Source organism: Glycomyces xiaoerkulensis, assembly GCF_002798405.1.
Lineage (GTDB): Bacteria > Actinomycetota > Actinomycetes > Mycobacteriales > Micromonosporaceae > Glycomyces > Glycomyces xiaoerkulensis.
On the sequence record NZ_PGGV01000034.1, the window covers coordinates 55761 to 77755 of the forward strand.

At 71.4% G+C, this 21995-nt stretch carries 20 protein-coding genes and 1 tRNA gene; 10 read left to right on the forward strand and 11 right to left on the reverse strand.

The features are described 5' to 3' along the window. Positions 1-119: 119 nt before the first annotated feature. Positions 120-1526 carry a proline--tRNA ligase gene (gene proS / locus CUT39_RS16080; protein ID WP_100448406.1) on the reverse strand — a complete coding sequence of 469 codons (1407 nt, stop codon included), beginning with the start codon at positions 1524-1526 and terminating at the stop codon, positions 120-122. Positions 1527-1702: 176 nt separating this feature from the next. On the opposite strand from proS, the gene CUT39_RS16085 reads away from it, so the two are divergent. From CUT39_RS16085 to CUT39_RS16095, 3 genes are all read left to right on the forward strand, one after another. Beyond that, positions 1703-4075 (forward strand): HAD-IC family P-type ATPase, encoded by a 2373-nt coding sequence (locus CUT39_RS16085; RefSeq protein WP_198587191.1) that lies wholly within the window; start codon positions 1703-1705, stop codon positions 4073-4075. Between the two features lie 145 nt (positions 4076-4220). Further along, complete coding sequence (locus CUT39_RS16090) at positions 4221-5180, forward strand: ATP-binding cassette domain-containing protein (RefSeq protein WP_100448410.1); 960 nt, start codon at positions 4221-4223, stop codon at positions 5178-5180. Between the two features lie 35 nt (positions 5181-5215). Next, on the forward strand, positions 5216-6073 hold the full coding sequence (locus CUT39_RS16095; RefSeq protein ID WP_100448412.1) for an ABC transporter permease: 858 nt from the start codon (positions 5216-5218) through the stop codon (positions 6071-6073). 75 nt (positions 6074-6148) lie between these two features. On the opposite strand, the gene CUT39_RS16100 is transcribed toward CUT39_RS16095, so the two are convergent. Continuing rightward, positions 6149-9142 (reverse strand): ATP-binding protein, encoded by a 2994-nt coding sequence (locus tag CUT39_RS16100; RefSeq protein WP_100448414.1) that lies wholly within the window; start codon positions 9140-9142, stop codon positions 6149-6151. A 258-nt stretch (positions 9143-9400) separates the two neighbouring features. On the opposite strand from CUT39_RS16100, the gene CUT39_RS16105 reads away from it, so the two are divergent. After that, a complete protein-coding gene (locus CUT39_RS16105) occupies positions 9401-9910 on the forward strand; it encodes a hypothetical protein (protein WP_100448416.1) in 510 nt (169 codons plus the stop codon). Positions 9911-9976: 66 nt separating this feature from the next. On the opposite strand, the gene dapC is transcribed toward CUT39_RS16105, so the two are convergent. Together dapC and fdxA are read right to left on the reverse strand one after the other, a co-directional pair. Then, complete coding sequence (gene dapC / locus CUT39_RS16110; protein ID WP_100448418.1) at positions 9977-11092, reverse strand: succinyldiaminopimelate transaminase; 1116 nt, start codon at positions 11090-11092, stop codon at positions 9977-9979. A gap of 8 nt (positions 11093-11100) precedes the next feature. Next, a complete protein-coding gene (gene fdxA, locus CUT39_RS16115) occupies positions 11101-11421 on the reverse strand; it encodes a ferredoxin (protein WP_100448420.1) in 321 nt (106 codons plus the stop codon). Positions 11422-11519: 98 nt separating this feature from the next. On the opposite strand from fdxA, the gene CUT39_RS16120 reads away from it, so the two are divergent. After that, positions 11520-12440 carry a GNAT family N-acetyltransferase gene (locus CUT39_RS16120; protein ID WP_157930747.1) on the forward strand — a complete coding sequence of 307 codons (921 nt, stop codon included), beginning with the start codon at positions 11520-11522 and terminating at the stop codon, positions 12438-12440. Here the strand turns inward: CUT39_RS16120 and CUT39_RS16125 are convergent. Both CUT39_RS16125 and CUT39_RS16130 read right to left on the reverse strand, forming a co-directional pair. Beyond that, positions 12437-12925: a hypothetical protein gene (locus CUT39_RS16125; RefSeq protein WP_100448424.1), complete on the reverse strand. Its 489-nt coding sequence runs from the start codon at positions 12923-12925 to the stop codon at positions 12437-12439. The genes CUT39_RS16120 and CUT39_RS16125 overlap by 4 nt on opposite strands. 19 nt (positions 12926-12944) lie before the next feature. Continuing rightward, positions 12945-13343: a hypothetical protein gene (locus tag CUT39_RS16130; RefSeq protein ID WP_100448426.1), complete on the reverse strand. Its 399-nt coding sequence runs from the start codon at positions 13341-13343 to the stop codon at positions 12945-12947. A 114-nt stretch (positions 13344-13457) separates the two neighbouring features. Here CUT39_RS16130 and CUT39_RS16135 point away from each other — a divergent pair, with 114 nt between their 5' ends. Next, positions 13458-15182, forward strand: a complete 1725-nt coding sequence (locus CUT39_RS16135; protein WP_100448427.1) for a SulP family inorganic anion transporter — start codon at positions 13458-13460, stop codon at positions 15180-15182. Here CUT39_RS16135 and CUT39_RS16140 read toward each other — a convergent pair. Continuing rightward, complete coding sequence (locus tag CUT39_RS16140; protein WP_100448429.1) at positions 15129-16673, reverse strand: heparinase II/III domain-containing protein; 1545 nt, start codon at positions 16671-16673, stop codon at positions 15129-15131. The two genes, CUT39_RS16135 and CUT39_RS16140, sit on opposite strands and share 54 nt — an antisense overlap. 103 nt (positions 16674-16776) lie before the next feature. Here CUT39_RS16140 and CUT39_RS16145 point away from each other — a divergent pair, with 103 nt between their 5' ends. Together CUT39_RS16145 and CUT39_RS16150 are read left to right on the forward strand one after the other, a co-directional pair. Continuing rightward, positions 16777-17436 carry a MerR family transcriptional regulator gene (locus tag CUT39_RS16145; protein WP_100448431.1) on the forward strand — a complete coding sequence of 220 codons (660 nt, stop codon included), beginning with the start codon at positions 16777-16779 and terminating at the stop codon, positions 17434-17436. After that, entirely contained in the window at positions 17433-18239 is an 807-nt protein-coding gene (locus tag CUT39_RS16150) for a spermidine synthase (RefSeq protein ID WP_198587194.1), read from the forward strand. Before CUT39_RS16145 ends, CUT39_RS16150 begins: the two co-directional genes overlap by 4 nt. A gap of 61 nt (positions 18240-18300) precedes the next feature. Here the strand turns inward: CUT39_RS16150 and CUT39_RS16155 are convergent, their stop codons facing one another. Beyond that, positions 18301-19257 (reverse strand): sigma-70 family RNA polymerase sigma factor, encoded by a 957-nt coding sequence (locus CUT39_RS16155; protein ID WP_100448433.1) that lies wholly within the window; start codon positions 19255-19257, stop codon positions 18301-18303. A gap of 601 nt (positions 19258-19858) precedes the next feature. On the opposite strand from CUT39_RS16155, the gene orn reads away from it, so the two are divergent. Continuing rightward, on the forward strand, positions 19859-20473 hold the full coding sequence (gene orn / locus CUT39_RS16160; protein WP_198587195.1) for an oligoribonuclease: 615 nt from the start codon (positions 19859-19861) through the stop codon (positions 20471-20473). A gap of 77 nt (positions 20474-20550) precedes the next feature. Beyond that, positions 20551-20626, forward strand: a tRNA-His gene (locus CUT39_RS16165). Between the two features lie 190 nt (positions 20627-20816). Here the strand turns inward: CUT39_RS16165 and CUT39_RS16170 are convergent. From CUT39_RS16170 to CUT39_RS20480, 3 genes are read right to left on the reverse strand one after another with little or no spacing between them, the layout of a single operon-like run. Then, on the reverse strand, positions 20817-21293 hold the full coding sequence (locus CUT39_RS16170; RefSeq protein WP_157930748.1) for a DUF1707 SHOCT-like domain-containing protein: 477 nt from the start codon (positions 21291-21293) through the stop codon (positions 20817-20819). 40 nt (positions 21294-21333) lie between these two features. Next, positions 21334-21810 (reverse strand): DUF1707 SHOCT-like domain-containing protein, encoded by a 477-nt coding sequence (locus CUT39_RS16175; protein WP_157930749.1) that lies wholly within the window; start codon positions 21808-21810, stop codon positions 21334-21336. Positions 21811-21822: 12 nt separating this feature from the next. Beyond that, on the reverse strand, positions 21823-21972 hold the full coding sequence (locus CUT39_RS20480) for a hypothetical protein (RefSeq protein WP_157930750.1): 150 nt from the start codon (positions 21970-21972) through the stop codon (positions 21823-21825). Positions 21973-21995 lie beyond the last annotated feature (23 nt).

Here is a 21995-nt window from a genome sequence, read left to right on the forward strand (position 1 = left end):
CCAGAGTGGAGATGTGCTGGATCGCGGCGGCACTAGGACCTGGCTTTGCGTCACGGTTGTTGAGAGGGCACCCGTCCCAAAGCTCATGTACAGCGTCGAAGTGTAGCGCACCTGGCCGATCAGTACGCCCGCGACAGGTAGGCGATGAGACCGGCCTCATCCAGGCCGTCCGGGACGGTGCCGTCGGGTCGCTGCAGGACCCGGACGGTGACGCCCGATTCGGCGGCCTCGGCCTCGCCGTCGAGGCCGCAGGCCTCCCACGGGATCCTGGCGACGCCGGTCTGGCCGACCTCGATCGCCTCGGCCACGGTAGAGACGTCGGCGGTCAGCGCCTCGCGACGCTCCAGGGCCTCGTCATAGAGGCTCTGCTGGTCGGCGTCGAGCGCGGTGGCGACCGCCTCGGCGATCATGCCGAGCGGCACGCTCTCCTTGGTGCCGCCGATGCGGCGCACCAGCGTGGCCTCGCCGTTCTTCAGGTCGCGCGGGCCGATCTCGACGCGCACCGGGTAGCCCCGCAGCTCGGCGTCGACCGCGCGGCGCCCGAACGCGACGTCGCCGCGGGTGTCGAGCCGGGTGCGGACACCGTCGCCCTTGAGCTCCTCGTAGACCTTCCGGGCCGCCGAGTGGACCTCATCGGAGTCCTTGACGACCATGACGTGGGCCTGGACCGGGGCCAGCCGGGGCGGCACGCGCAGCCCGGAGTCGTCGCCGTGGCCCATGATCAGGCCGCCGACCATGCGCGTCGAAGTGCCCCACGAGGTCGTCCAGCCGTGGTGCTGCTGACCGTCCGAACCCAGGTACTGGATGTCGAAGGCCTGGGAGAAGTTCTGGCCCAGCTCGTGCGAGGTGCCCATCTGGAGGGCCTTGCCGTCGCGCATGAGCGCCTCGCAGCCGAAGGTGTTCAGCGCTCCGGCGAAGCGCTCGGCCTCGGTCTTGATGCCGCGCAGCACCGGCATGGCGAGCACGGTCTCCATGAAGTCGGCGTAGACGTCGTGGAGGATGCGCAGCGTGAACTCGTGCGCCTCCTCGTAAGTGGAGTGGACGGTGTGCCCCTCCTGCCACAGGAACTCCGAGGAGCGCAGGAACAGCCGGGTGCGCAGCTCGTAGCGCATGACGTTGCACCACTGGTTGAGCTGCAGCGGCAGGTCCCGGTACGACTTCACCCACTTCGCCATGTACTCGCCGATGATGGTCTCGGAGGTGGGGCGCACCGCCAGGGGCTCCTCGAGCTCCTTCCCCCCGCCGTGGGTGACCATCCACACCTCGGGGGCGAAGCCCTCGACGTGGTCGGCCTCCCGGTGGAAGTACGACTCGGGGATCAGCAGCGGGAACGAGGCGTTCTCGGTGCCGGTCTCCTTGATGCGGGCGTCCATCTCGTCGACCATCCGCTCCCACAGCGCGAACCCGGACGGTCGGATGACCTGCTGGCCCTTGGCCGGGCCGTTCTCGGCAAGCTGGGCCTTGGCGACGACGTCCTGGTACCAGCGAGGGAAGTCCTCGCTCTGCGGTGTGAGTACTTTGGCCATGGTCAGGGATTCTACGAGGTGGGCACCGCGGGCGTTCGGGCGGAGCGCCCCGGTGCGAGGCCGGCCCGTCTCCGCGATTCGGCCGACCGGCGGTGGTCCCGGCGAAGGAGCTCCGGGACCGATCATCGGTACTTCGGCGGAACCCCGACCGTGCGGCGATCGCATAAGCTGGCGAGGTGACGACACCCGTGCTCACCGGAAACCCGGGCCTGACGGCCGCAGAGGTCGCCCGCCGCGAAGAAGCGGGCCAGGTCAACGAGACCAAGCGCCGCACCAGCCGACCGCTCTCGGCGATCCTGCGCGCCAACTTCATCACCCCCATCAACGGCCTGATCGGCGTGCTCGCGGCGATCGTGCTCGTCTTCGGCTCCTGGCCGGACGCGCTCTTCGCCGGCGTCATCATCGCCAACACGATCATCGGCACCATCCAGGAGCTGCGCGCCAAGCGCACCCTCGACCGCCTGTCGCTGATCAACCGTGCCCGGTCACGGGTGGTGCGCGACGGCGCGACCGCCGAGATCGACCCCGCCCGGATCGTCCGCGACGACAGCGTGCTGCTGCATCCGGGCGACCGGATCGTGGTCGACGGGCCGGTGACCGAATCGCGCAACCTGGAGATCGACGAATCGCTGCTGACCGGCGAGGCCGACCCCGTGGCGAAGGCCCCCGGCGACGAAGTGCGGTCCGGTTCGTTCGTCGTGGCCGGCACCGGCCTGTTCCGCGCCGAGAAGATCGGCACCGAGTCTTACGCCTCCAAGCTGGTCGAGGAGGCCAGCCGGTTCACCCGCACCGACTCGGAGCTGCAGAACGGCATCAACCGCTTCATCAAGCTGATCAGTTGGCTGATCATCCCGATCGCGATCCTGCTCATCGTCAGCCAGCTCCAGGAGCTCGAGGGCTTCCGCGCCACCATCGTCTCGACGGTGGCCGGGATCGTCCCGATGATCCCGGAGGGCCTGGTGCTGCTGACCTCGATCGCGTTCGCGGTCGGCATCATCCGGCTCGGACAGCGGAAGTGCCTGGTCCAGGAGCTTCCCGCGATCGAGGGCCTGGCCCGCACCGACGTGCTGTGCCTGGACAAGACCGGGACGCTCACCGAGGGCGGCATGGACGTCCAGGACGTCCGCCCGCTCCCCGGCGCGACCGGCGCCGACGAGGCGCTGGCGGCGCTGGTGGCCGCCGACGACAGCCCGAACCCGACCATGCAGGCGCTCGCCGACCACCTCCGCGAGAACGGGGACGGCGACCCGGGCTGGCGGGTCATCGACACGATGCCGTTCTCCTCGGCTCGCAAGTGGAGCGGCGTTCGGTTCACCGACAACGGCACCTGGCTGCTGGGCGCTCCCGACGTGCTCCTGGCCCCGGACGACCCCGCCGCCCTGGAGGCCGACCTGCTCGGCGCCGAGGGGCTGCGGGTCCTGGTGCTGGCGACCGCCGAATCGGCCACCACCACCGACGGCGCCGCCGGCGTGCGGCCGCAGGCCCTGGTGGTCCTCCGCCAGCGCCTGCGCACGACCGCCGCCGAGACCCTGGAGTACTTCAAGGAGCAGGGCGTCCGGGTCAAGATCATCTCCGGCGACTCCCCCGCCGCGGTCGGGGCCGTCGCCTCGCAGCTCGGCGTGGAGGGCGCCGGCGACACCGTGGACGCGCGCCGCCTGCCGGACGACCCGGAGGAGCTGGCCGAGGTCCTGGAGGCCAACACCGTGTTCGGCCGGGTCCAGCCGCAGCAGAAGCGCGACTTCGTGGGGGCCCTGCAGGCGCGTGGCCGGACGGTGGCGATGACCGGCGACGGTGTGAACGACGTCCTGGCGCTCAAGGACTCCGACCTGGGCATCGCGATGGGCTCTGGCTCACCGGCGGCGCGTTCGGTGGCGCAGATCGTGCTGCTCGACGACGAGTTCGCGACGCTCCCGCACGTGGTGGCCGAGGGCCGGCGCGTGCTCGGCAACATCGAGCGGGTCGCGAACCTGTTCCTGACCAAGACCGTCTACGGCATCGCCCTGGCGCTGTTCATCGCCTTGGGGGCGGTCGGGGCCTGGATCGCCGGGAACGACCAGATCCCCTATCCGTTCCTGCCGCGCCATGCGACGCTCATCAACGCCTTCACCATCGGCATCCCGGCGTTCTTCCTGGCCCTGGCGCCGACGTTCGACCGGGCCCGGACCGGTTTCATCGGCCGAGTGCTCCGCTTCGCGATACCGGCGGGGCTGTGCTGCGCGATCCCGACGTTCATCGTCTACCTGCTGTCGCTGGCGCGCGACGGCACCGCCGGGGACCTCCCGCAGACCACGGCCGCGATCACGCTGTTCTCGATCGCCCTGGCGGCCCTGGCGATCGTGGCCAAGCCCTACACCTGGTGGAAGTTCGGCCTGGTGGCCGCCTGCGGCGGCTGCTTCGCGCTCGCGCTGTTCATCCCGTTCGTGGGCGACTTCCTCAAGCTGTCACTGCCGGGCGCCTGGAACACCACCGCGGCCGCGATCGCGGTGGCCTCCGGCATCGGCGCCCTGGTGATGTGGCTGGTGGTCCGCCCCAAGCACCTCGCCTCCTGACCCGGAATCTCTCCAGTGCCGCTTCCACCACGAGAGATAGGTCACTACCGTCCTCGCTACACCGGATGTAGCGGGATTCAGGCGCGGTCCCGGCGGCGGTGTAGCGCCTCTTGGGTGAACGCAGGGAATCGCCCAGGAGGAGACCATGGCACAAGGAGAGGTCGCGGTGCGGGCCGAGGGGCTCGTCAAGCACTTCAAGGACGTCAAGGCCGTCGACGGGGTCGACCTGGCCGTCCCGGCCGGGACCGTTTACGGGGTCCTGGGGCCGAACGGGGCCGGGAAGACCACGACGGTCCGCATGCTCGCCACGCTGCTGCGCCCCGACGCCGGGAGCGCGACCGTGTTCGGGCACGACATCGCCGCCGACCCGGCGGCCGTGCGGAGCCGGGTCAGCCTGACCGGGCAGTACGCTTCGCTCGACGAGGACCTGACCGGGTTCGAGAACCTGGTGCTGCTGTCGCGGCTGTACGGGTACGACAAGCCCGCCTCCCGCGGCAGGGCCGGGGACCTGCTCGACGCGTTCGGGCTCTCCGACGCGGCCGGCAAGCAGGTCAAGGGCTATTCCGGCGGCATGCGGCGGCGGCTCGACATCGCCGCCTCGATCATCATCACGCCGAAGCTGCTGTTCCTCGACGAGCCCACCACGGGTCTCGACCCGCGCAGCCGGGGCCAGGTGTGGGACGTCATCCGCACCATCGTCGCCGAGGGCACCACGGTGCTGCTCACCACCCAGTACCTGGAGGAGGCCGACCGGTTGGCCGCCCGCATCGCGGTCATCGACACCGGAAAGGTCATCGCCGAGGGCACCCCCGGCGAGCTCAAGTCGTCGGTGGGGGCCGGGTCGATCAAGCTGCGCCTGCACCACACCGACCAGCGCGAGCACGCCCGCGGCGTGCTGGCCGAGGCGATCGGGGCCGAGGTCGAGCTGGACGAGGACCCGGTGGCGCTGACGGCGTTGCTGCGCCCCGGCGACGACACCGCCTCCCAGGGCTCGCACGCCCTCGGCGAGCTGTCGCGCGCGGGCATCCTCGTCGAGGACTTCTCCCTGGGCCAGCCGAGCCTCGACGAGGTCTTCCTCGCCCTGACCGACGGCGTCAAGGCCTGAGCCGGCCGCCACGACTTTAAGGAAGGGAAACCATCATGGCGTTCACCGAAACGAAGCCGCAGGGCGACCAAGAGGCGCCGGCGCCGGTCGAGCGGGAGCGGCTGCGCGGCCTGCTCGCGGTCGGCGAGCGGCCGCAGGCGCCGAGCGCGTTCGCCGCGGCCCGGGCCTTCGGCTGGCGGGCGATGCTCAAGATCAAGCACGTGCCGGAGCAGATGTTCGACATCCTGCTGTTCCCGATCATGATGCTGCTGATGTTCACCTACCTGTTCGGCGGCGCGATCGCCGGCGGGACCGGCGATTATCTGCAGTACCTGCTGCCGGGCATCATGGTCATGAGCATCGTGATGACCACTATGTACACCGGAATGGGCGTCAACATCGACATCCAGAAGGGCGTGTCGGACCGGTTCCGGACGCTGCCGATCTGGCGGGCCGCGCCGATGGTCGGCTACCTGCTGGCCGACGTGTTCCGCTACGCCGCCGCGGGGGCGATCATGTTCGGGACCGGCATGGTCATGGGCTACCGGCCCGCCGGCGGGCCCGACGGGGTGCTGCTCGGCGTAGCGCTGCTGCTGGTCTTCTGCTTCGCGTTCTCGTGGCTGTGGACCTGGATCGGCCTGATCGCGCGGTCGGAGAAGACGGTCATGTCGATCTCGATGTCGATCCTGTTCCCGCTGACGTTCCTGTCCAATGTGATGGTCGACCCGGCGACCATGCCGGGCTGGCTGCAGCCGGTCGTGAACAACACGCCGATCACGCAGTTGGTGGACGGGGTGCGCGGCCTGTTCGACGGGGCGGTCGATTCGGGCGCGGTGCTGACGACGCTGCTCTGGTCGGCCGCGTTCGTGATCGTGTTCGGCTCGCTGACCGTCCGCGCCTACAACCGCCACTAGCAGAAACCTGAGTCGGAACACCCGGAGGGACCGGGCGGGCGATGCGCCCGCCCGGTTCCGCCGTCCGGGCCGGTCTCAGAACCGCCAGCGCGGCGCTTCGCCCTCGGGCCGGTAGGCGCAGCTCGAGCCGGTCGACACCGATGCCCGCAGGTGTTCGGCCAGCGAGGGGTGGACCGATTCGATCTTCTTGAGGGTGTTGCGGATCCGATTGGTGACGCTCTTGCGGGCGCGTTCGGCGTTGTCGCCGAGCCGCCTGGAGCGGCCGCCGAGGCCGGTGGCGGTCTTGAGCTGGTCGATGAGCGCCTGCCGTTCGGTGTCGAGGGCGGCGGCCCGGGCGTCGTCGCCGAGGGCGCCGGCGGTGTCGATCTGCTCGTCGAGCGTCTCGAGGTGATCGCGGTACCTGGTGCGCGCTTCGGCGTCGAGGAGGTCGTCGCCGCCGAGCCGCGCGTCGTTCTCGAGCTCGGGTCCGGCTTCGGGGTCGAGCAGTTCGACCGCGGGTGTTTCGGTGCCGGGCCGCTCCAGCAGGGACCGCAGGTCGGCCAGGCCCTTGGTGTGCGGCAAGTGGACGGTGACGCCGTCGAAGCGGAGGGTCCAGGTCGATCCGTCGCGGTGGAAGAGCGATTCGACGTCGTCGGAGACGGGGGTGGGCACGGTGCCCGCCAGGTCGGCGGCGGCTTTGCGCGACAGTTCCGCCCAGGGCCGGGCGTCGAGCCGGTCGGCCTGCTCGGCCGCGGCGGCGAAGTGCTTCGCGGCGCGCTCGCGCTCTCCGAGTGCGGCGGCGAGGACGCCGAGCCAGTGGCTGACGGGGCCGCTGACGGCGCACCCCCACATCGCCACCAGCCATTCGCCCTCGTTGGGCTCCAGGCGGCGGCGGAGCCGGGCGATCATCTCGGTGTCGCGTTCGGCGGCGGCGAGTTCGGCCTCGAACCGGAGCCGCAGCGATATCCAGGCGTCGTAGGGGTCGGCGTCGGCCGCGAACCGGTCGTGGACCCGGCGGGCCTGGGCGATGTCGCCGCGCCGAAGCGCGGACAGTCCGTTGAGGACGTCGGCTACCCAGGGGCCGAAGCCTTGCGGCCACGGGTGCGCCACCGGTTCGGGGGCCTCGCCGCGGGCGAACCGCAGCAGCCATTCGAGCAGCCGCATCATGTCCTCGTACATCGGGTCGTCGCCCGGCCTTCTGGCGGCGTCGATGCGCGCGGCGGCGTCCTCGTATCGGCCTTGGAGGAGGTCGATGATGGAGCGGTCGATGTGGACCGCGCCGTGCCAGTGCTCGGCCTCGCTGTTCCGGGCCAGGCCGGCGAAGACTTCGAGTTGGTTGCGGAAAGCCGGGTCGCCCTGTTCGAGGAGCGCGACCCAGCGCAGGGAGGCGGCGAAGAGGCGGTCCTCGTCCCTGCCGGTGCGCTGCGCGACCTCTTCGAGCTCCTCGACCAGCGCTTGGCGCCTGGCGGCGGTGCCCGGCCCCCACAGGATGGCGTGGGTCGCCCAGAGGCCGAAGGCGATGTCGTCGTCGGAACCGCGTTCGCGGGCGGCGAGCATGTAGTTGTGCAGCAGTTGCCGGGTCAGGTCCTCGTGGCCGAGCTCGGGGTCGGGGGGCTCGCCGACGAGGGTCTCGAACGCCTCGGTCTTCAGGCGCACCAGGTCGGTGGGGCGCTCGTCCTGCGGAGAGGCCATGATCGCGCGGATGAGCAGCAGGACGTCGCCGGAGTCGGCGGCCTCGAGGCGGGCCCGGTCGTAGACGGCGCGGGCCTCGGTGTCGCGGCGGCGCCACTTGAGGACGCCGCCGAGTTCGAGGCGCAGCAGGACCCGGCGGCGGACCATGTCGGGGGTGCAGCGTTCGACGGCGCGCCGGTAGTGGATCTCGGCGGTGGAGCCGGCCACGCAGGTGTTGGCCTCGTCGCCGGCTCGGGCCATGAACTCGACGGCGGCGGCGGCCTCCAGGCTGTCGTCGGCGAGCCAGGCGTGGCGGGACATCTCGGCGGCGTGCATGTGCTTCTGCAGGGATTCGTCCTCGGTCAGCGCCCGGACGATGCAGGCGTGGTGGCGGGCGGCCTCGCTTTCGGGGATGCTGCGGTACAGCGATTCGCGGACCAGGTCGTGGACGAACATGTAGTGGTCGCGTTCGCGCCGGATGAGCCCGGTCCGGCAGGCGTCGTCGAGGGCGGCCTCGATCCGGTGGACGTCCATGCCGGCGGCCTGGGCCATGACCGCCTGGTGGAATTCGCGGCCGCCGACCGAGGCCAGCACCAGCGTGCGGGTGAGGCGCTCGTCGAGCTGGTCGAGGCGGCGCTGGAGGGCGTCGCGCATCCCGGTGGTGCCGGCGTCGACCGGCTGGCCGGTGGCCCAGAGTTGGGCGGTCTGTTCGACGAAGAACGGGTTGCCGCCGGTGCGGCGGGTGATCTCGGCGAGCACGTCGCGGTCGGGTGCGTCGCCGACGGTGGTGCGGACCAGTTCGGCCACGCCGGTCTCGTCGAGCCCGTCGAGGGCGATCATGGTGGCCTTGGCGACCAGCGGCAGCATCTTGGCGCGCAGCGGGTGGCCGACGTCGATGTCGGTGTCGCGGTAGGTGCCGACGAAGAGGATCCGCTCGAACCAGGTGTGCTGGGCGGCGAACTTGAGCAGCTCGACGCTGCCGCAGTCGGCGAAGTGGAGGTCGTCGAGGACGATCAGCAGCGGGCGCCGGTGGGAGGCGGCGATGAGGACCTGCGTGACGGCGTCGAACAGCTCGAATTCGCTGGGGAGGCTGCCTTCGGCGCCGCCGAGGAGGGCGGCGACGGGCGGCGCGACCGGGAGTGCGTCCCATCCGTCGTCGCCGAGGCGGCCGCGCAGGGAGCGCAGGATCTGCGTCCACAGCCAGTACTCGGGGACGGCTTCGGACTCCCACGAGCTGGCGAACAGGGTGAGCGAATCGCGCCGGTACGCGGCGGCGACATCGGTGACGAGCGTGGTCTTGCCGATGCCGGCCTCGCCGGTGACCAGGGCGAGGCCGCCGTGGCTGACGGTGGTCCGCTCCACCGCCGCACGCAGGACCGCGGCCGGGTGGTCCCGGCCGATCAGGAGCGAGTCAGTCACAGGTCAAGTGTGGCTCCCGCCTCCGACAAGCGCCAATCGTTTCGGGCCGGAGCGGATGGGCCGTAGCGCCGTGGCCGGTTAACGATAGGCACGGGCGGGCCTATTTCGGGTTCGTTTCGTCGTATGCCCGCAAAATTCGTGAATGATGCATATAGTTCTGTCGGTGTAGGGACTTCGGCGCCGGGGACGGGACGGGCGTTTCGGACGGCCGGCCGCGCCGGTGCCGAGCCACCGAACACACAGGGGGAGTCAATCCGAATGGCAAAGTCCACACCGAACAGAGCAAGTCGATTCTGGCGCGGCGTCCTGGCGGGGGCGGCCGCCGTTCCACTGGCGGTCTTCGCCGCGGCGCCGGCGGCGGGAGCGGCCGGGTCCGCCGAGGCGGAGCCGGTCCAGTCCGAACAACTGCCGGGCGTGCCCGGAGACGCGCCGGACATCACCGGCGCGATCGACCTGCAGGCGCTGCTGGACCTGCAGACATGCCTGGCCGACCTCCAGGCGGCGATCGACGCGCTTATCGGCGTCGAGGTGCCCGATCCGGAGCTCCCGGATCCGGGCGATCCGGGCCTGCCCGATCCGGGGCTGCCCGAGCAGCTCCCGGGCGTCGATCCGGCGGTGCCGGAGGTGCCCGACACCGGGGCGCTGTACGACACCTGCCAGGCGGTCCTGGAGGTCGTGCTGAGCTTGGACCTCGAGGCGCCGGAGCTCCCGGACGATCCCGTGCCGGATCCGCCCGAGGAGCCGATCTCGGAGACGCCGGCCTCGTAGCGGCCGCCGTGATCGGCGAGGGGCCCGCGGCATCCGGCCGCGGGCCCCTCGTCCGCTCGTGCCGGGTCAGTTGAGGCGCTCGGCCGCGTCGGCGATGCCGGCGTCGGTGGCGGTCAGGCCCACCCGGACGTGCTCGGAGCCGCCCCGGCCGTAGAAATCGCCGGGCGCGGCCAGGATGCCGTGTTCGGCCAGTCGGCGCACGCTCTCCCAGCAGTCCTCGCCCCGCGTGGCCCACAGGTACAGGCCCGCCTCGGAGTGGTCGACGCGGAATCCGGCGGCCTCGAGCGCGGGCCGCAGGACCTTGCGCCGGGCCTCGTAGCGCAGCCGCTGCTCGATGGCGTGCTCCTCGTCGTGCAGGGCCGCGATCGTGGCCCGCTGGACCGCCCAGGGGACCATGAATCCGGCGTGGCGGCGGACCTCCAGCAGGTCGGCGACGAGCGCCGGGTCGCCCGCGAGGAACGCCGAGCGGTAGCCGGCCAGGTTCGACCGTTTGGACAGGGAGTGGGCCGCGAGCAGCCCGGTCAGGTCGCCGTCGTTGACGCGCGGGTCGAGGATCGACACCGGCGGCCGGTCGGGGTCCCAACCGAGGGTCAGGTAGCACTCGTCGCCAGCCAGCACCACCCCGTTCTCCCGGGCCCACCGGACCAGGGCGCGCAGGTGCTCCACCGACGCGACCGCGCCGGTGGGATTGGCCGGGTGGTTGATCCAGGCCAGGCGCAGCCGCGATCCGGCCGCCTCGCGCGGATCGGGCACCGGCACCGGGTCGGCCTTGGCGAGCAGGGCGCCGATCTCGTAAGTGGGATAGGCGACATCGGGATGGGCGACGGCCTCTCCGGGTCCGATGCCCAACTGGGACGGCAGGTTCGCGACCAGTTCCTTGCTGCCGACGGTGGGCAGGACCGCCACCTCGGCGCCCACTCCGGTGTGGCGGTGCAGCCACGACCGGATCGCGTCGCGAAGCTCGACCGGTCCGGCGACGGTCGGGTAGCCCGGCCGGGCGGCCGCCTCGCACAGTGCCCGCCGGATCGACGGCGCCACCTCGTCGACCGGAGTGCCGACCGACAGGTCGACCAGGCCGCCCGGGTGCGAGGCCGCCTGCTCCTTGAACGGAGCCAGCCGGTCCCACGGGAACTGCGGCAGCCGCCGCGCCGGGGAGGCGCCGCGAAGACGGCGGTAGGCCACCGGCTCGGCTACTCCGACCGGGCCGGCTGCTCGGCCACGAACGGGTCGTCGCGGTCGATCTTGCCGACCTTGGAGGCGCCGCCGGGGCTGCCGAGCTCGTCGAAGAAGTCGTAATTGGCCTTGGTGTAGCCGTCCCACTCCTCGGGCACGTCGTCTTCGTAGAAGATCGCCTCGACCGGGCAGACCGGTTCGCACGCCCCGCAGTCGACGCACTCGTCGGGGTGGATGTAGAGCATCCGGTTGCCTTCGTAGATGCAGTCGACCGGGCACTCTTCGATGCAGCCCTTGTCGAGCACGTCCACGCACGGCTCAGCGATGATGTAAGTCACGAGTCGTCCTTCCTACTGCGCGCAATCGGGCGGATTGCGCTGCGATGAGGTTAAAGCCTATTCGTTGTAGTAGACCCGAAGGTAAAGGGGGACGCCAGATGCTGGGACCAGAGCACGTGGGCCGGCGAGTCGTGGTCCGCATGCGTCTGGCGGACGCCTCTCCGGGCCGGCGCTACCGCGACGTCACCGGTGAGCTTATCGAGATAGACGCCGACCGTCTCCGGGTCGTGCCGCCCGCGGGGACGGTGGTCACCGTGGACGCAGCCGACGTGGTGGCGGCCCGGCCGGTACCGCCCAAGCCCACACCGTTCTCCGAGATCCTCGAGCTCGAACGGCGACTGGCGGCGAGCTGGCCGGCGGTCGAGACCGAGGATTTCGGCGGCTGGCTCCTACGCTACTCCGAGGGATTCTCCAGGCGCGCGAACTCGGTCCTGGCCCCGACCGAGCCGGACGCGGGGCTCGAGGAGGCGATCGGCCGGGTCGAGCGCTGGTACGGCGCGCGCGGCGCCCGGCCGCTGGTCTCGGTGGCGCTGCCGGTGGCGCGGCGCCTCGACCGGGCGCTCGCCCAGCGCGGCTGGACGGCCGAGGCCGAAACCGCGGTGCTGACCAAGCCCGTCGAGGCCGGCGACGCCTCCCCCGAGGTCGCCATCTCGCACGAACCCGGCCCGGAGCTGCTGGAGCAGCTCGGCCGGGGAAAGCCGCGGGCGGCCGCCGCGGTGCTCGGTTCGGGCCCGACCCGGGCGTTCGCCGAGATCAGGCGCGACGGAGTGCTGGCCGCGCGCGGCCGGGCGGCGATCGAGGGCGACGTGGCCGCGGTCTCGGGGATCGGCACGCTGCCGCGGTACCGGCGCCGGGGGCTGGGCGGCGAGGTGCTCCGGGCGCTCGAGGCGTGGGCCGCCTCCGCGGGAGCGCACCGGGTGGCGCTCCAGGTGGAGGCCGACAACGACGCGGCCCTGTCCGTATACGGCCGTCAGGGCTTCCAGGAGCGGTACCGCTACTGGTACCGCGGGCCGGCCTAGGCTGCCCGGGCCGGATTGGCCTTCTTCTCGAAGGCGCGCTTGGTGGCCTTCAGCTCGCGTCCGTAGTGGTCGACACCGAGGGCCATCACCACCAGGTACCCGATGAAGGCGCCCAGGGCCAGTGACACGAAGTACAGCACGACCTGCGAGAAGATCCCGTCCACGCTCGGGAACTCGATCCGCGCGATCAGCGGGTTCACCAGCACCGACAGCAGCGTCACCACCACGAAGACCGGCAGCAGCTCGGGCACGATCTCCTGGCGGCGCCGCCGCACGCCCCACCAGAGGCCGGCCGCGATCGCCACCGCCGCCATCGACAGGTAGGCGATCATGCTGACCAGCTCTCCGGCATCGGCCGTGAGCTCGGTGCCGTCGTCCACGCGCCCGGCGACGATCCGGCCGATCAGGTTGGCGGCGACCAGGGCCAGACCGAAGCCGTAGATCGACGGCCAGTGCGGGATCAGCAGGCGTTTCAAGAGGTTCACGGTCCGGACTCCTTAGATGTCACTTGGGGGTGTCGTAGGTCTTCGCCCTCCCGGGACGAAAATACTGCCACAGCGAGACGGCGATGCCGGCGGTCCCGGCCAGCAGCATCGAATAGCCGCTGAGGCCGGCGGTGATCACCAGCGAGCCGGCCTCGGTCGGCATCGAGGCCGCCAGCACCACCGCGAACCACGCGAATGCGGTCAGCACCACCGTCCAGCGGGCGCGGGTCCACCACACGCCGAGCGCGGCCAGTGCCCAGTTCCCGGCGAAGGCCAGCGCCGCCGCCAGCGGCACTGCGGTCGAGCCGAGGCGGAACGGCACCAGGAAGGACTCCACGGTCGCGGCGAGCACCGCTGCGGCGGCGACGACGACCGCGCCGCCGAGCCGGATCGCCCGTTCTGCTCCTCGCTCGCGCACGGGTGCGATCCTACGGGAGCGCACGGTGCGGGCCGCATTCCGTACAGGGCCTCCGAAGCCCACCGGCGGCGCGGGAAACGGCGTTCTACCGTCCCGACTTGGGACAATACGCCCATGCATGCGGCGAGGTCGCCATCGAGGGTGATAATACGACGATTCAGGCAACTGCTGCCGGGTCGGGCCGACTTCGCGCCGCTGCGGCGCCACTGGCACACCGACCTGCTGGCGGGCGCCACGGTGGCGATCGTCGCGCTGCCGCTGGCGCTCGGTTTCGGGATGGCCTCGGGGCTCGGGGCGACCGCGGGCCTGATCTCGGCGGTGGTCGCCGGCGCGGTCGCGGCGCTGCTGGGCGGCTCCAACCTCCAGGTCACCGGCCCGACCGGGCCGATGGCGGTGGTGCTGGTGCCGGTGATGGCCGCCCACAGCCAGGCCGGGGTCCTCGCGGTCGGGTTCATGGCCGGGATCGGGCTGATCGCCCTGGCGGTCACCGGGGCGGGCCGCTATGTGCGGTACGTGCCGGTGCCGGTCGTGGAGGGCTTCTCGGCGGGGGTGGCGGTGGTCATCTTCCTGCAGCAGGTCCCGCCGGCGCTCGGCTCCCCCGTCTCGGGCTCCCAGGTGCTGGTCGGGGCCAGGGATGCGGCGTTCGCGTTCGCCGCCGATCCCGACTGGGCCTCGGTCGGGACCGCGACCGGGGTGGCCGCGTCGATCCTGCTCGGGTCCCGGCTCAAGCCGGCGGTTCCGACCTCGCTGGTCGCGGTCGCCCTCGCCTCCGTCGCCGCTTGGTACCTGCGGGCGGAGGTCGAGGTCATCGGGGCGCTGCCGTCGGCGCCGCCGGCGCCGAGCACCGGGTTCCTCGACCCGGGCCGGATGCCCGAGCTGGTGGCCGCGGCGGTCGCGGTCTGCGTCCTGTGCGCACTGGAATCGCTGCTGTCGGCGACGGTGGCCGACAACATGACCGTCGATCAGCGGCACCACCCCGACCGGGAGCTGTTCGGCCAGGGCGCGGCGAACCTGGTGACGCCGCTGTTCGGCGGCATGCCCGCATCGGGGGCGCTGGCGCGGACGGCCGTGAACGTGCGGGCGGGGGCGGCCGGCCGGCTCGCGGCGCTGTCGCACGCGGCGATCCTGGCGGTGATGATGCTCACGCTGGCGCCGATCGTCGCCCACGTGCCGCTGGCGGCGCTGGCGGGGGTCCTCATGGCGACCGCGGTCCGCATGATCGAGGTCGGGTCGATGCTGGCGCTGGCCCGCTCGACCCGCGCCGACGCGACGGTCATGGTCCTGACCCTGGCGGCGACGGTCCTGTTCAATCTGGTGTGGGCGGTCGCGATCGGGATCGCCGTGGCGGGGATGCTGGCGCTGCGGCGCATCTCGCGGGCGGCCGGGGTCGAGCGCGAGCCGATCGAGCAGCACGACCACCACGACGAGGAGGCGGCGCTCCTGAACGAGCACATCGTGGCCTACCGCCTGGAGGGCCCCCTCTTCTTCGCCGCCGCGCACCGGTTCCTGCTGCAGTTGCTGGAGGTCGCCGACGTGCGCGTGGTGGTGCTGCGGATGAGCCGGGTGTCCACGCTCGATGCGTCGGGGGCGCTGGTGCTGGCCGACGCGATCAAGCGGCTGGAGCACCGCGGCATCGCCGTCTACCTCTCGGGCCTGGAACCGCGGCACGCGAAGCCGCTGGCGGCACTCGGGGTGCTCGAGCCGCTCTGGCGGCGGGGACGCCTGTACGAGCACACCAGCGAGGCGATCGCGGCCGCGCGCCGGGGGCCGGCGACCGACGGGCCGCTAGAGCAGCTCGAAGCGGAGGCCTCCGGCGAAGGCGAAGCGCAGCGCCCATAGCCGTTCGGGCTCCCCGTCGTGGTCGGTGGTGTCGACGTGCTCGACGCGCGCGGTCTCGGGGTCGATCCCGTGGAGCACGACCGTGCCGCGCTCGCCGATCCAGGTGGCCCGCCGCTCCTCGATCCCGGGCTTGATGCGGCTGACGAAGGACTCCTCGATCTCGGGGCCGGCGTCGAAGAGGGCGATGCCGTCCTCGCCCCAGGCGAACTTGCGCAGGAGCGCCCCGTCGCCGTAGGCGTCCACGTAGACGTCGAGCCCGTCGCCGGTGTCGACCAGTTCGGCGCGGGAGTCCTCCCCGAGCTGCTGGACGGCGCCCTCGACGGTGGGCACCGAGTGCCAGGCCGCCGAGGGGTGGGTCTGCTCGTAGCGCTCGTCGCCGAAGTACATGGCGGTGTACTCCCCCGCGCCCGGGTCGCACAGGAGCTGCTCGCCGTCGGCGGCGATGATGAACGAACCGAGGTCGAGGTGGTTGTGCGGTTCGGCGTTGTAGCCGCCCTTGACCGCCAGAGCCCACATGCGGTCGCCGATCGGTCGGCGCTCGGTGTACCAGCCGACGTCGGGCAGGAGGACGCGGCCGGGCCCGATCTCGCCGGCCAGCTCGCGCCCCCACTGGAGCGAGCGGCTGAGGTGCGCCCAGCGGGCGCAGTAGTCGTCCGCGAACGTCGGCGTGCGGCCGATCGCGGGCGGAGCGACGCCGAGCCGGTCGGCCAGGCGCGCCATGAGGCCGGTCGGCAGGACCGCGTCCGAGCGGGCGTCGCCGAAGGTCGCGAAGGACCCGGGGTAGAGCTGCACGGCAGCCGGGAAGGAGGCGATGGCCTCGGTCCCCGCCAGCAGGTCCTCGCCGGTGGCCTCCCGCCAGGCCTCGGCGAAATAGGTGAAGTAGCCGAAGCCGTAGACCCAGTAGTCGACCCCCTCCACGCAGCCGCCGTCGGGGCCGAACGAGAACAGGTAGCTCTGGAGGGCGGGGATGATGCGGCCCCGGACGGTGTCGGTGTCGACCCCGAGCGCCAGCGCGGCCATGCCGGCGGCGCCGGCGCACACGGCCGTCCAGTTGGTGATCCGCTCCTCCCACCAGTACGGTTCCTCGGAGTCGAACAGCGGGTCGAGGACGCGCTCGAAGACCTCGGCGCGGACCCGCTCGGCCGACCGGAGGTCGCCGCGCAGCCGCAGGATCTCGGCGAGGGTCTGGGCGGTCTCGCAGGCGAACAGGTCGACGCACGTCCGGGGGTCGCCGGGCCCGGTGTCCCAGTGGGCCGGCAGCGCCCACGACCGCTCCTCGCACACCGCTTCGAGGACCTCGTCGAGCGGTTCGGTCCCGCCGGTGATCGCCAGCGCCGCGAGGTGGCGGCGGCGCGCGAAGTACTGGTGCTCGTAGGGCAGGCGCCGTCCGGTCTCGGCGTAGTCGTCGGCCAGCGCCGGATCGAACCCGGGGAGCGGCCGCGCGGCGACCTCGCGGAGTTCGGCGAGCAGGGAATTGCGGGGATCTGCCATGTGGCTGCGCCTTTCCGCGTCGGGGGCCGGGGGCGGGGTCGGCCGGGTTCCCGCCGTCGCTCAACGGTAACGCCGCGGCGTTTTCCGGCCTAGACTCCGTCTTATGCGCATCGGCGAGCTGTCGGGGCGGACCGGCGTTCCGGCCGCCACGATCAAGTACTACCTGCGGGAGCGGCTGCTCCCTCCGGGGGCGCACGGTGAGGCCAACGTGGTCGAGTACGGGCCGGCGCACGTCCATCGGCTCATGCTCATCCGCGCGCTGGCCGAGACCGCCGGTCTGTCGGTCGCTCAGATCGGCGAGGTGCTCACCATCCTGGGACGCCACCCGGGGTCGCCCCACCGGGCGATGGGGGCCGCGCTGGCGGCCACCCACCGCGAGCCGCGGTTCTCGCTGAGCAGCCCGGAATCGGCCGAGGCCGCCGAGCAGACGGTCGACCGGCTGCTGGGCGAGTACGGCTGGGCGGAGGTCACCCCGCCGATGTACCGGGACGCGCTGGTGACGGCGCTGACGGCGCACTACCGGTTGGGGAATCCGGACCCCGGTGCGGTGTTGAGCCACTGCGCCGAAGCGGCCGCGCGGATGGCCTCGGCGGACATGGAGGCGATCGCCGCGGCCCGCCGCGAGGGCGTGGACGCGGAGCAGGCGGTGGTGGTCACGCTGCTGGGCGAGACGGTCTTCGAGGCGCTGCGCCGGATCGCGCACATCGCGGCCTCGGCTCGCCTCCAGTCCGACCGGGGGCCGTCGGGCACAATGGGGCCGTGAGCTCCCTGAGGTTCGAGACCCACCGCGACCGGCCGAATCTGATGCACCTGGTGGCCGACGGAGTGGTACAGGCCACCATCGACCCCGCCGATCCATCCTATCTGGATGCCGAATACATGCAGCGGATCGCCTACCTGGTCGACGCGATGGCCGAGCCGCGGCGGCCGCTGCGGGTGCTGCACCTGGGAGCGGGGGCGCTGGCGATGGCCCGGTACGTGGCCGCGACGCGGCCCGGGTCGTACCAGCAGGCGGTCGAGACCGATGCCGAACTGGTGGCGCTGGTGCGCGCCGAGGCCCCGCTGCCGCGGCGGGTGAAGGTGAAGATCCGCCGGACCGACGCGCGGGAGGCGCTGGAGACCGCCCCGGACCGGTGCTATGACCTCATCATCACCGACGTGTACGAGCGGGCCAAGGTCCCCTCGCACGTGACGACCGTGGAGTTCCTGCGCCAGGCCCGGCGGGTGCTGCGTCCCGGCGGCCACTACGCGGTGAACCTCTGCGACGGCGGCAAGCTGCGGTTCCTCAAGTCCGCGCTCGCGGCGACGGCGGAGGTGTGGGAGCACGCGGCGGTCATGGCCGAGCCGGCGGTCCTGCGGGGCAAGCGGTTCGGGAACGTCGTGGCGGTCGCGGCCGAGGCGGAGCCGCCGCTGGCCGCGCTGCGCCGCCGCTGCGCCGGGGCGCCGTTCCCGTGCCGGGTGCTGGCCGGCGCCGAGCTGACCGAGTACCTGGCCGGGGCGAGGCCGGCCACCGACGCGGCCGCCCTCTCCTCGCCGCCGCCTCCGGCGTCGCTCCGGAGCTTCTAGCCGACGACACGGAACGGGCCGGGGCTTACGCCCCGGCCCGTTCTCAACGTCTTCTTCGCAGTCAAGCGGCCTCGGCCATGACCTGGTCGTTGGCCAGTTCCTTCAGGCGCGCCAGCGCCTGGATCTCGAGCTGCCGGATCCGCTCCCTCGAGAGGTGGAACCGGTGGGCGACCTCGGTCAGCGAGTGCTCGCGGCCGTCCTCGAGCCCGTAGCGGGCCTTGACGATCCCGGCCGAGCGCTCGTCGAGGTGGTTGAGCATCATCTCGATGCGCTGCCGCTCCATTCCGGCGAGCACGACGTCCTCCGGGCTCGGCTCGTCGGAGTCGGCGACCAGGTCGCCGAGGTTGGTGTCGCCGTCGTCGCCGATCGGCGTGTCCAGCGAGACCGTGTCCTGGCTCCACCGGACGAGTTCGTTGACCCGTTCGACGGTGACGCCCAGGGCCTTCGCGATCTGCTCGGGCTCGGGGTCGGCGCCCAGCTCGCGGGTGAGCTGGCGGGTCACGTTGCGCATCCGGTTGACGTCCTCGACCAGGTGCACCGGCAGGCGCACGGTGCGCTCCTGCTGGGCGATCGCGCGGCTGATGGCCTGGCGGATCCACCACGTGGCGTACGTGGAGAACTTGAACCCGCGCTGGTAGTCGAACTTCTCGACCGCGCGGACCAGACCGGTGTTGCCCTCCTGGATCAGGTCCAGCATGGGCATGCCGGAGCGCACGTAGCGGCGGGCGATCGACACGACCAGGCGCAGGTTGGCCTTGATGAACTGCTCCTTGGCGCGCGCGCCCTCCTCGACCAGGCGCTTCAGCTCTTTCTCGGTGCTGTCCTCGTAGGCTCGTCCCTCACCGATCAGGTGCTTGGCGAACAGGCCGGCTTCCACCGCCTTGGCCAGGTCGACCTCGGCGGCCGCGTCCAGCAGCGGCGTCTTGGAGATCTCGTGCAGGTACACACCTACCAGATCTCGCTCCTCAGCGACCTCTTCGGTGGTGAGGGTGGGTGTAGTCGTAGTCTCCACGCTCAAGGTCTCCTCCAGCTTCCTCGTCCCCCGGTACCGCCTGGGCGGTACATCAGTTACAACGACCGCTTCGTCGCGTGGAATTCCGTGCCCGGGTGTTCGATACGCCACGGTTACAAAACCGATGCGGTTCCGGCGCCCTCCGGCGGGAAGGGCCGCCGCTCCGGTCCGGTAACCTGGCCCTCCTCCTCCGAAGGACTCGTTCACGGCTCCTATATCCAAGACGGGGGTCCGGACCGCTCATGATGCCGTTGAGATGGGAATCACTCAACCCCAGGTGAGGTGGGCGCCCATCGGCCATGGTCACGGTATTGCCGGGCCTGCTTCATCGCAAACCTTCAATCTATAGGGGAACACGCGCGTTACCTTGAAAAAGACGAGAGATTGAGTCAATGCGGCCCTTATCACGGGGATTCCGGCCGCATCGGCGGCGACTCTCTGATGCCTGCACCATAGCGGACCGTAGCAGTGACGAGCAACACATTTTCTCGCCGGCTCGGGTCGGATCCCCGGCACCGAGCGTTCCCGGAACGTCGCCCAACGTGTCCGCCTGGTGCTGCCCTGTCGAAGATCACGTTCTGGGACGCCGGCGCGTAGAGTTTGGCGCGTGACTGAAGAACGCCTAGTGTGGGTCGACTGCGAAATGACCGGCCTCGACCCGGAGACCGAAGCCCTCATCGAAATCGCCGTACTCGTCACCGAGCCCGACCTGACCCCCCTCGACGAGGGCGTGGACATCGTCGTCGGCTGCGACGCCGCCGCCCTCGACAACATGGGCCCGGTAGTCACCGACATGCACGCCAAATCCGGGCTCACCGAAGAGGTCCGGGCCTCCGAGGTCACCTTGGAGCAGGCCGAGGACGCGGTGCTGGAGTACGTCAAGCAGCACGTGCCCGAGGCGCGGACGGCGCCGCTGTGCGGCAACTCCATCGCGACCGACCGGACCTTCATCGCCAAGTACATGCCGCGCCTCGACGACCACCTCCACTACCGGATGATCGACGTCTCCTCGATCAAGGAGCTGGCCCGCCGCTGGTACCCGCGGGTGTACTACAACCAGCCGGCCAAGGGGCTGGCCCACCGGGCGCTGGCCGACATCACCGAGAGCATCCGGGAACTGGAGTACTACCGCCGCACGGTGTTCGTGGCGCTGCCGGGCCCCGGCAGCGAACGGGCCAAGGAGGCGGCCGCGGATCTCGGGACCGAGACGCCGGACACCTGACCCGGTTGACGGAATCGGCCGAACTCTGGCTATGATTGTGCGCGGCTGCAGGGATATCCTTGCGAAGCCGAATCTTGGTGGTCGTAGCTCAGCTGGTAGAGCGCTTGGTTGTGGTCCAGGAGGTCGCGGGTTCAAGCCCCGTCGATCACCCCAAATGAAGTCGAGCCTCGCGGGCGACCGCGGGGCTCGCTTTCGTGTCGCATCCGTCCGCTAGGTTCGGACGCGCCGACCTCGGTGCCCGCTCGCGGCGGCCTCCCGCCGCCGGCGGGCACAGAGCGGCCGGCGGGGGCCGGAGCGGGACCGGCCCCCGCCGGCCATGCGACGGACCGGACCGATCCCGGACTCAGCGCTCGTACCTCCGGCGGTCGCGCTGCTTGCGGCGCTTCTCGTCGAGCGCCGGCCGGAGTATCGTCCGCTCCGCCACCGTCAGCGCTCCGGCGACCACCAGCAGCGGCATGGCCACCCACAGGAACCAGTAGTACTGAGTGTTGCCGGTCAGGGCCAACACGAAGGCCCAGACGCCCACATTGATCCCGATCGGGATAGAGATCCCGAACCACAGCCACTTCACCCACTGCGGCGTGGGACTCGGGCCGGACTCGCCCGCATCCAGGATCGCCTGGTAGGCGGGAAGATCGAGCAGCGCTTCCTCGGCGTCGCCCAGCGTCGTGGCCTCCATGACCGTCTCGACGCGCTTCTCGTACTCCTCCAGCGTCAGATAACCCTTGTCGACGGACGACCGCAGCAGATCGGACAGGGCGCCGCGCTCGGCATCGCCGATCCGCATGCCGCGGTCGCGGTATCGATCGAGAGAGGACATCGGGAGGGCTCCTTCAGGGTGTTCGGGGCGGGCGGCGGCGTCAGCAACCGCCGCGGTCGTCGTCATCGTCGTCATCGGTCTCGCCGGTGAGCCACTGCGCCACGGCGATCGCGCCCATGATCCCCAGCGGCCAGGCCGGCCAGAAATACTGGAACTGCCAGCTCGCGAGCGAGGACAGCCCCCAGATGGTGACCGTGATGCACGCGGTGATGATCAAGGGATTCAGGATCGGCGGCGCGCCCCGGCGGACCCGCCTCCGGGACTCCCGCTCGCGCCGGGCACGCTCGGCGGGGGTCAGGTCGATCGTGTGGACCGCCAGGTCCGCCGAGCGGTCCACCGGAAGGTCTTCGAAGATCAGGTCGAGCTCGGCCTTCGTCTTCGCCTCGTAAGCGGACTTGGTCCGCTCGTCGAACTCGGACAGGTCGATGCGCCCCTCGTCGAGGGCCTTCTGGAGAAGGGCAACTGCTTGGTCTCTATCGGCGTTCGAGATCCGAAGGTTGTCTCGGTCGTCGCTCACAGGCACAGTATGTCACCCATCTGGACGCTCCGACGATCCGCGCTCGCGGGCCTCAGCAGTCACGGCCGAGCCCGCGCGAGACCCAGTGGCCCGCCGCAGCCGTTCGACCGCCTCGTCGCGTTCGGCGTTCGAGATGCGCAGCATCCCGTCCTCGTCAGTCATGACACCATTATGACATCACGTTG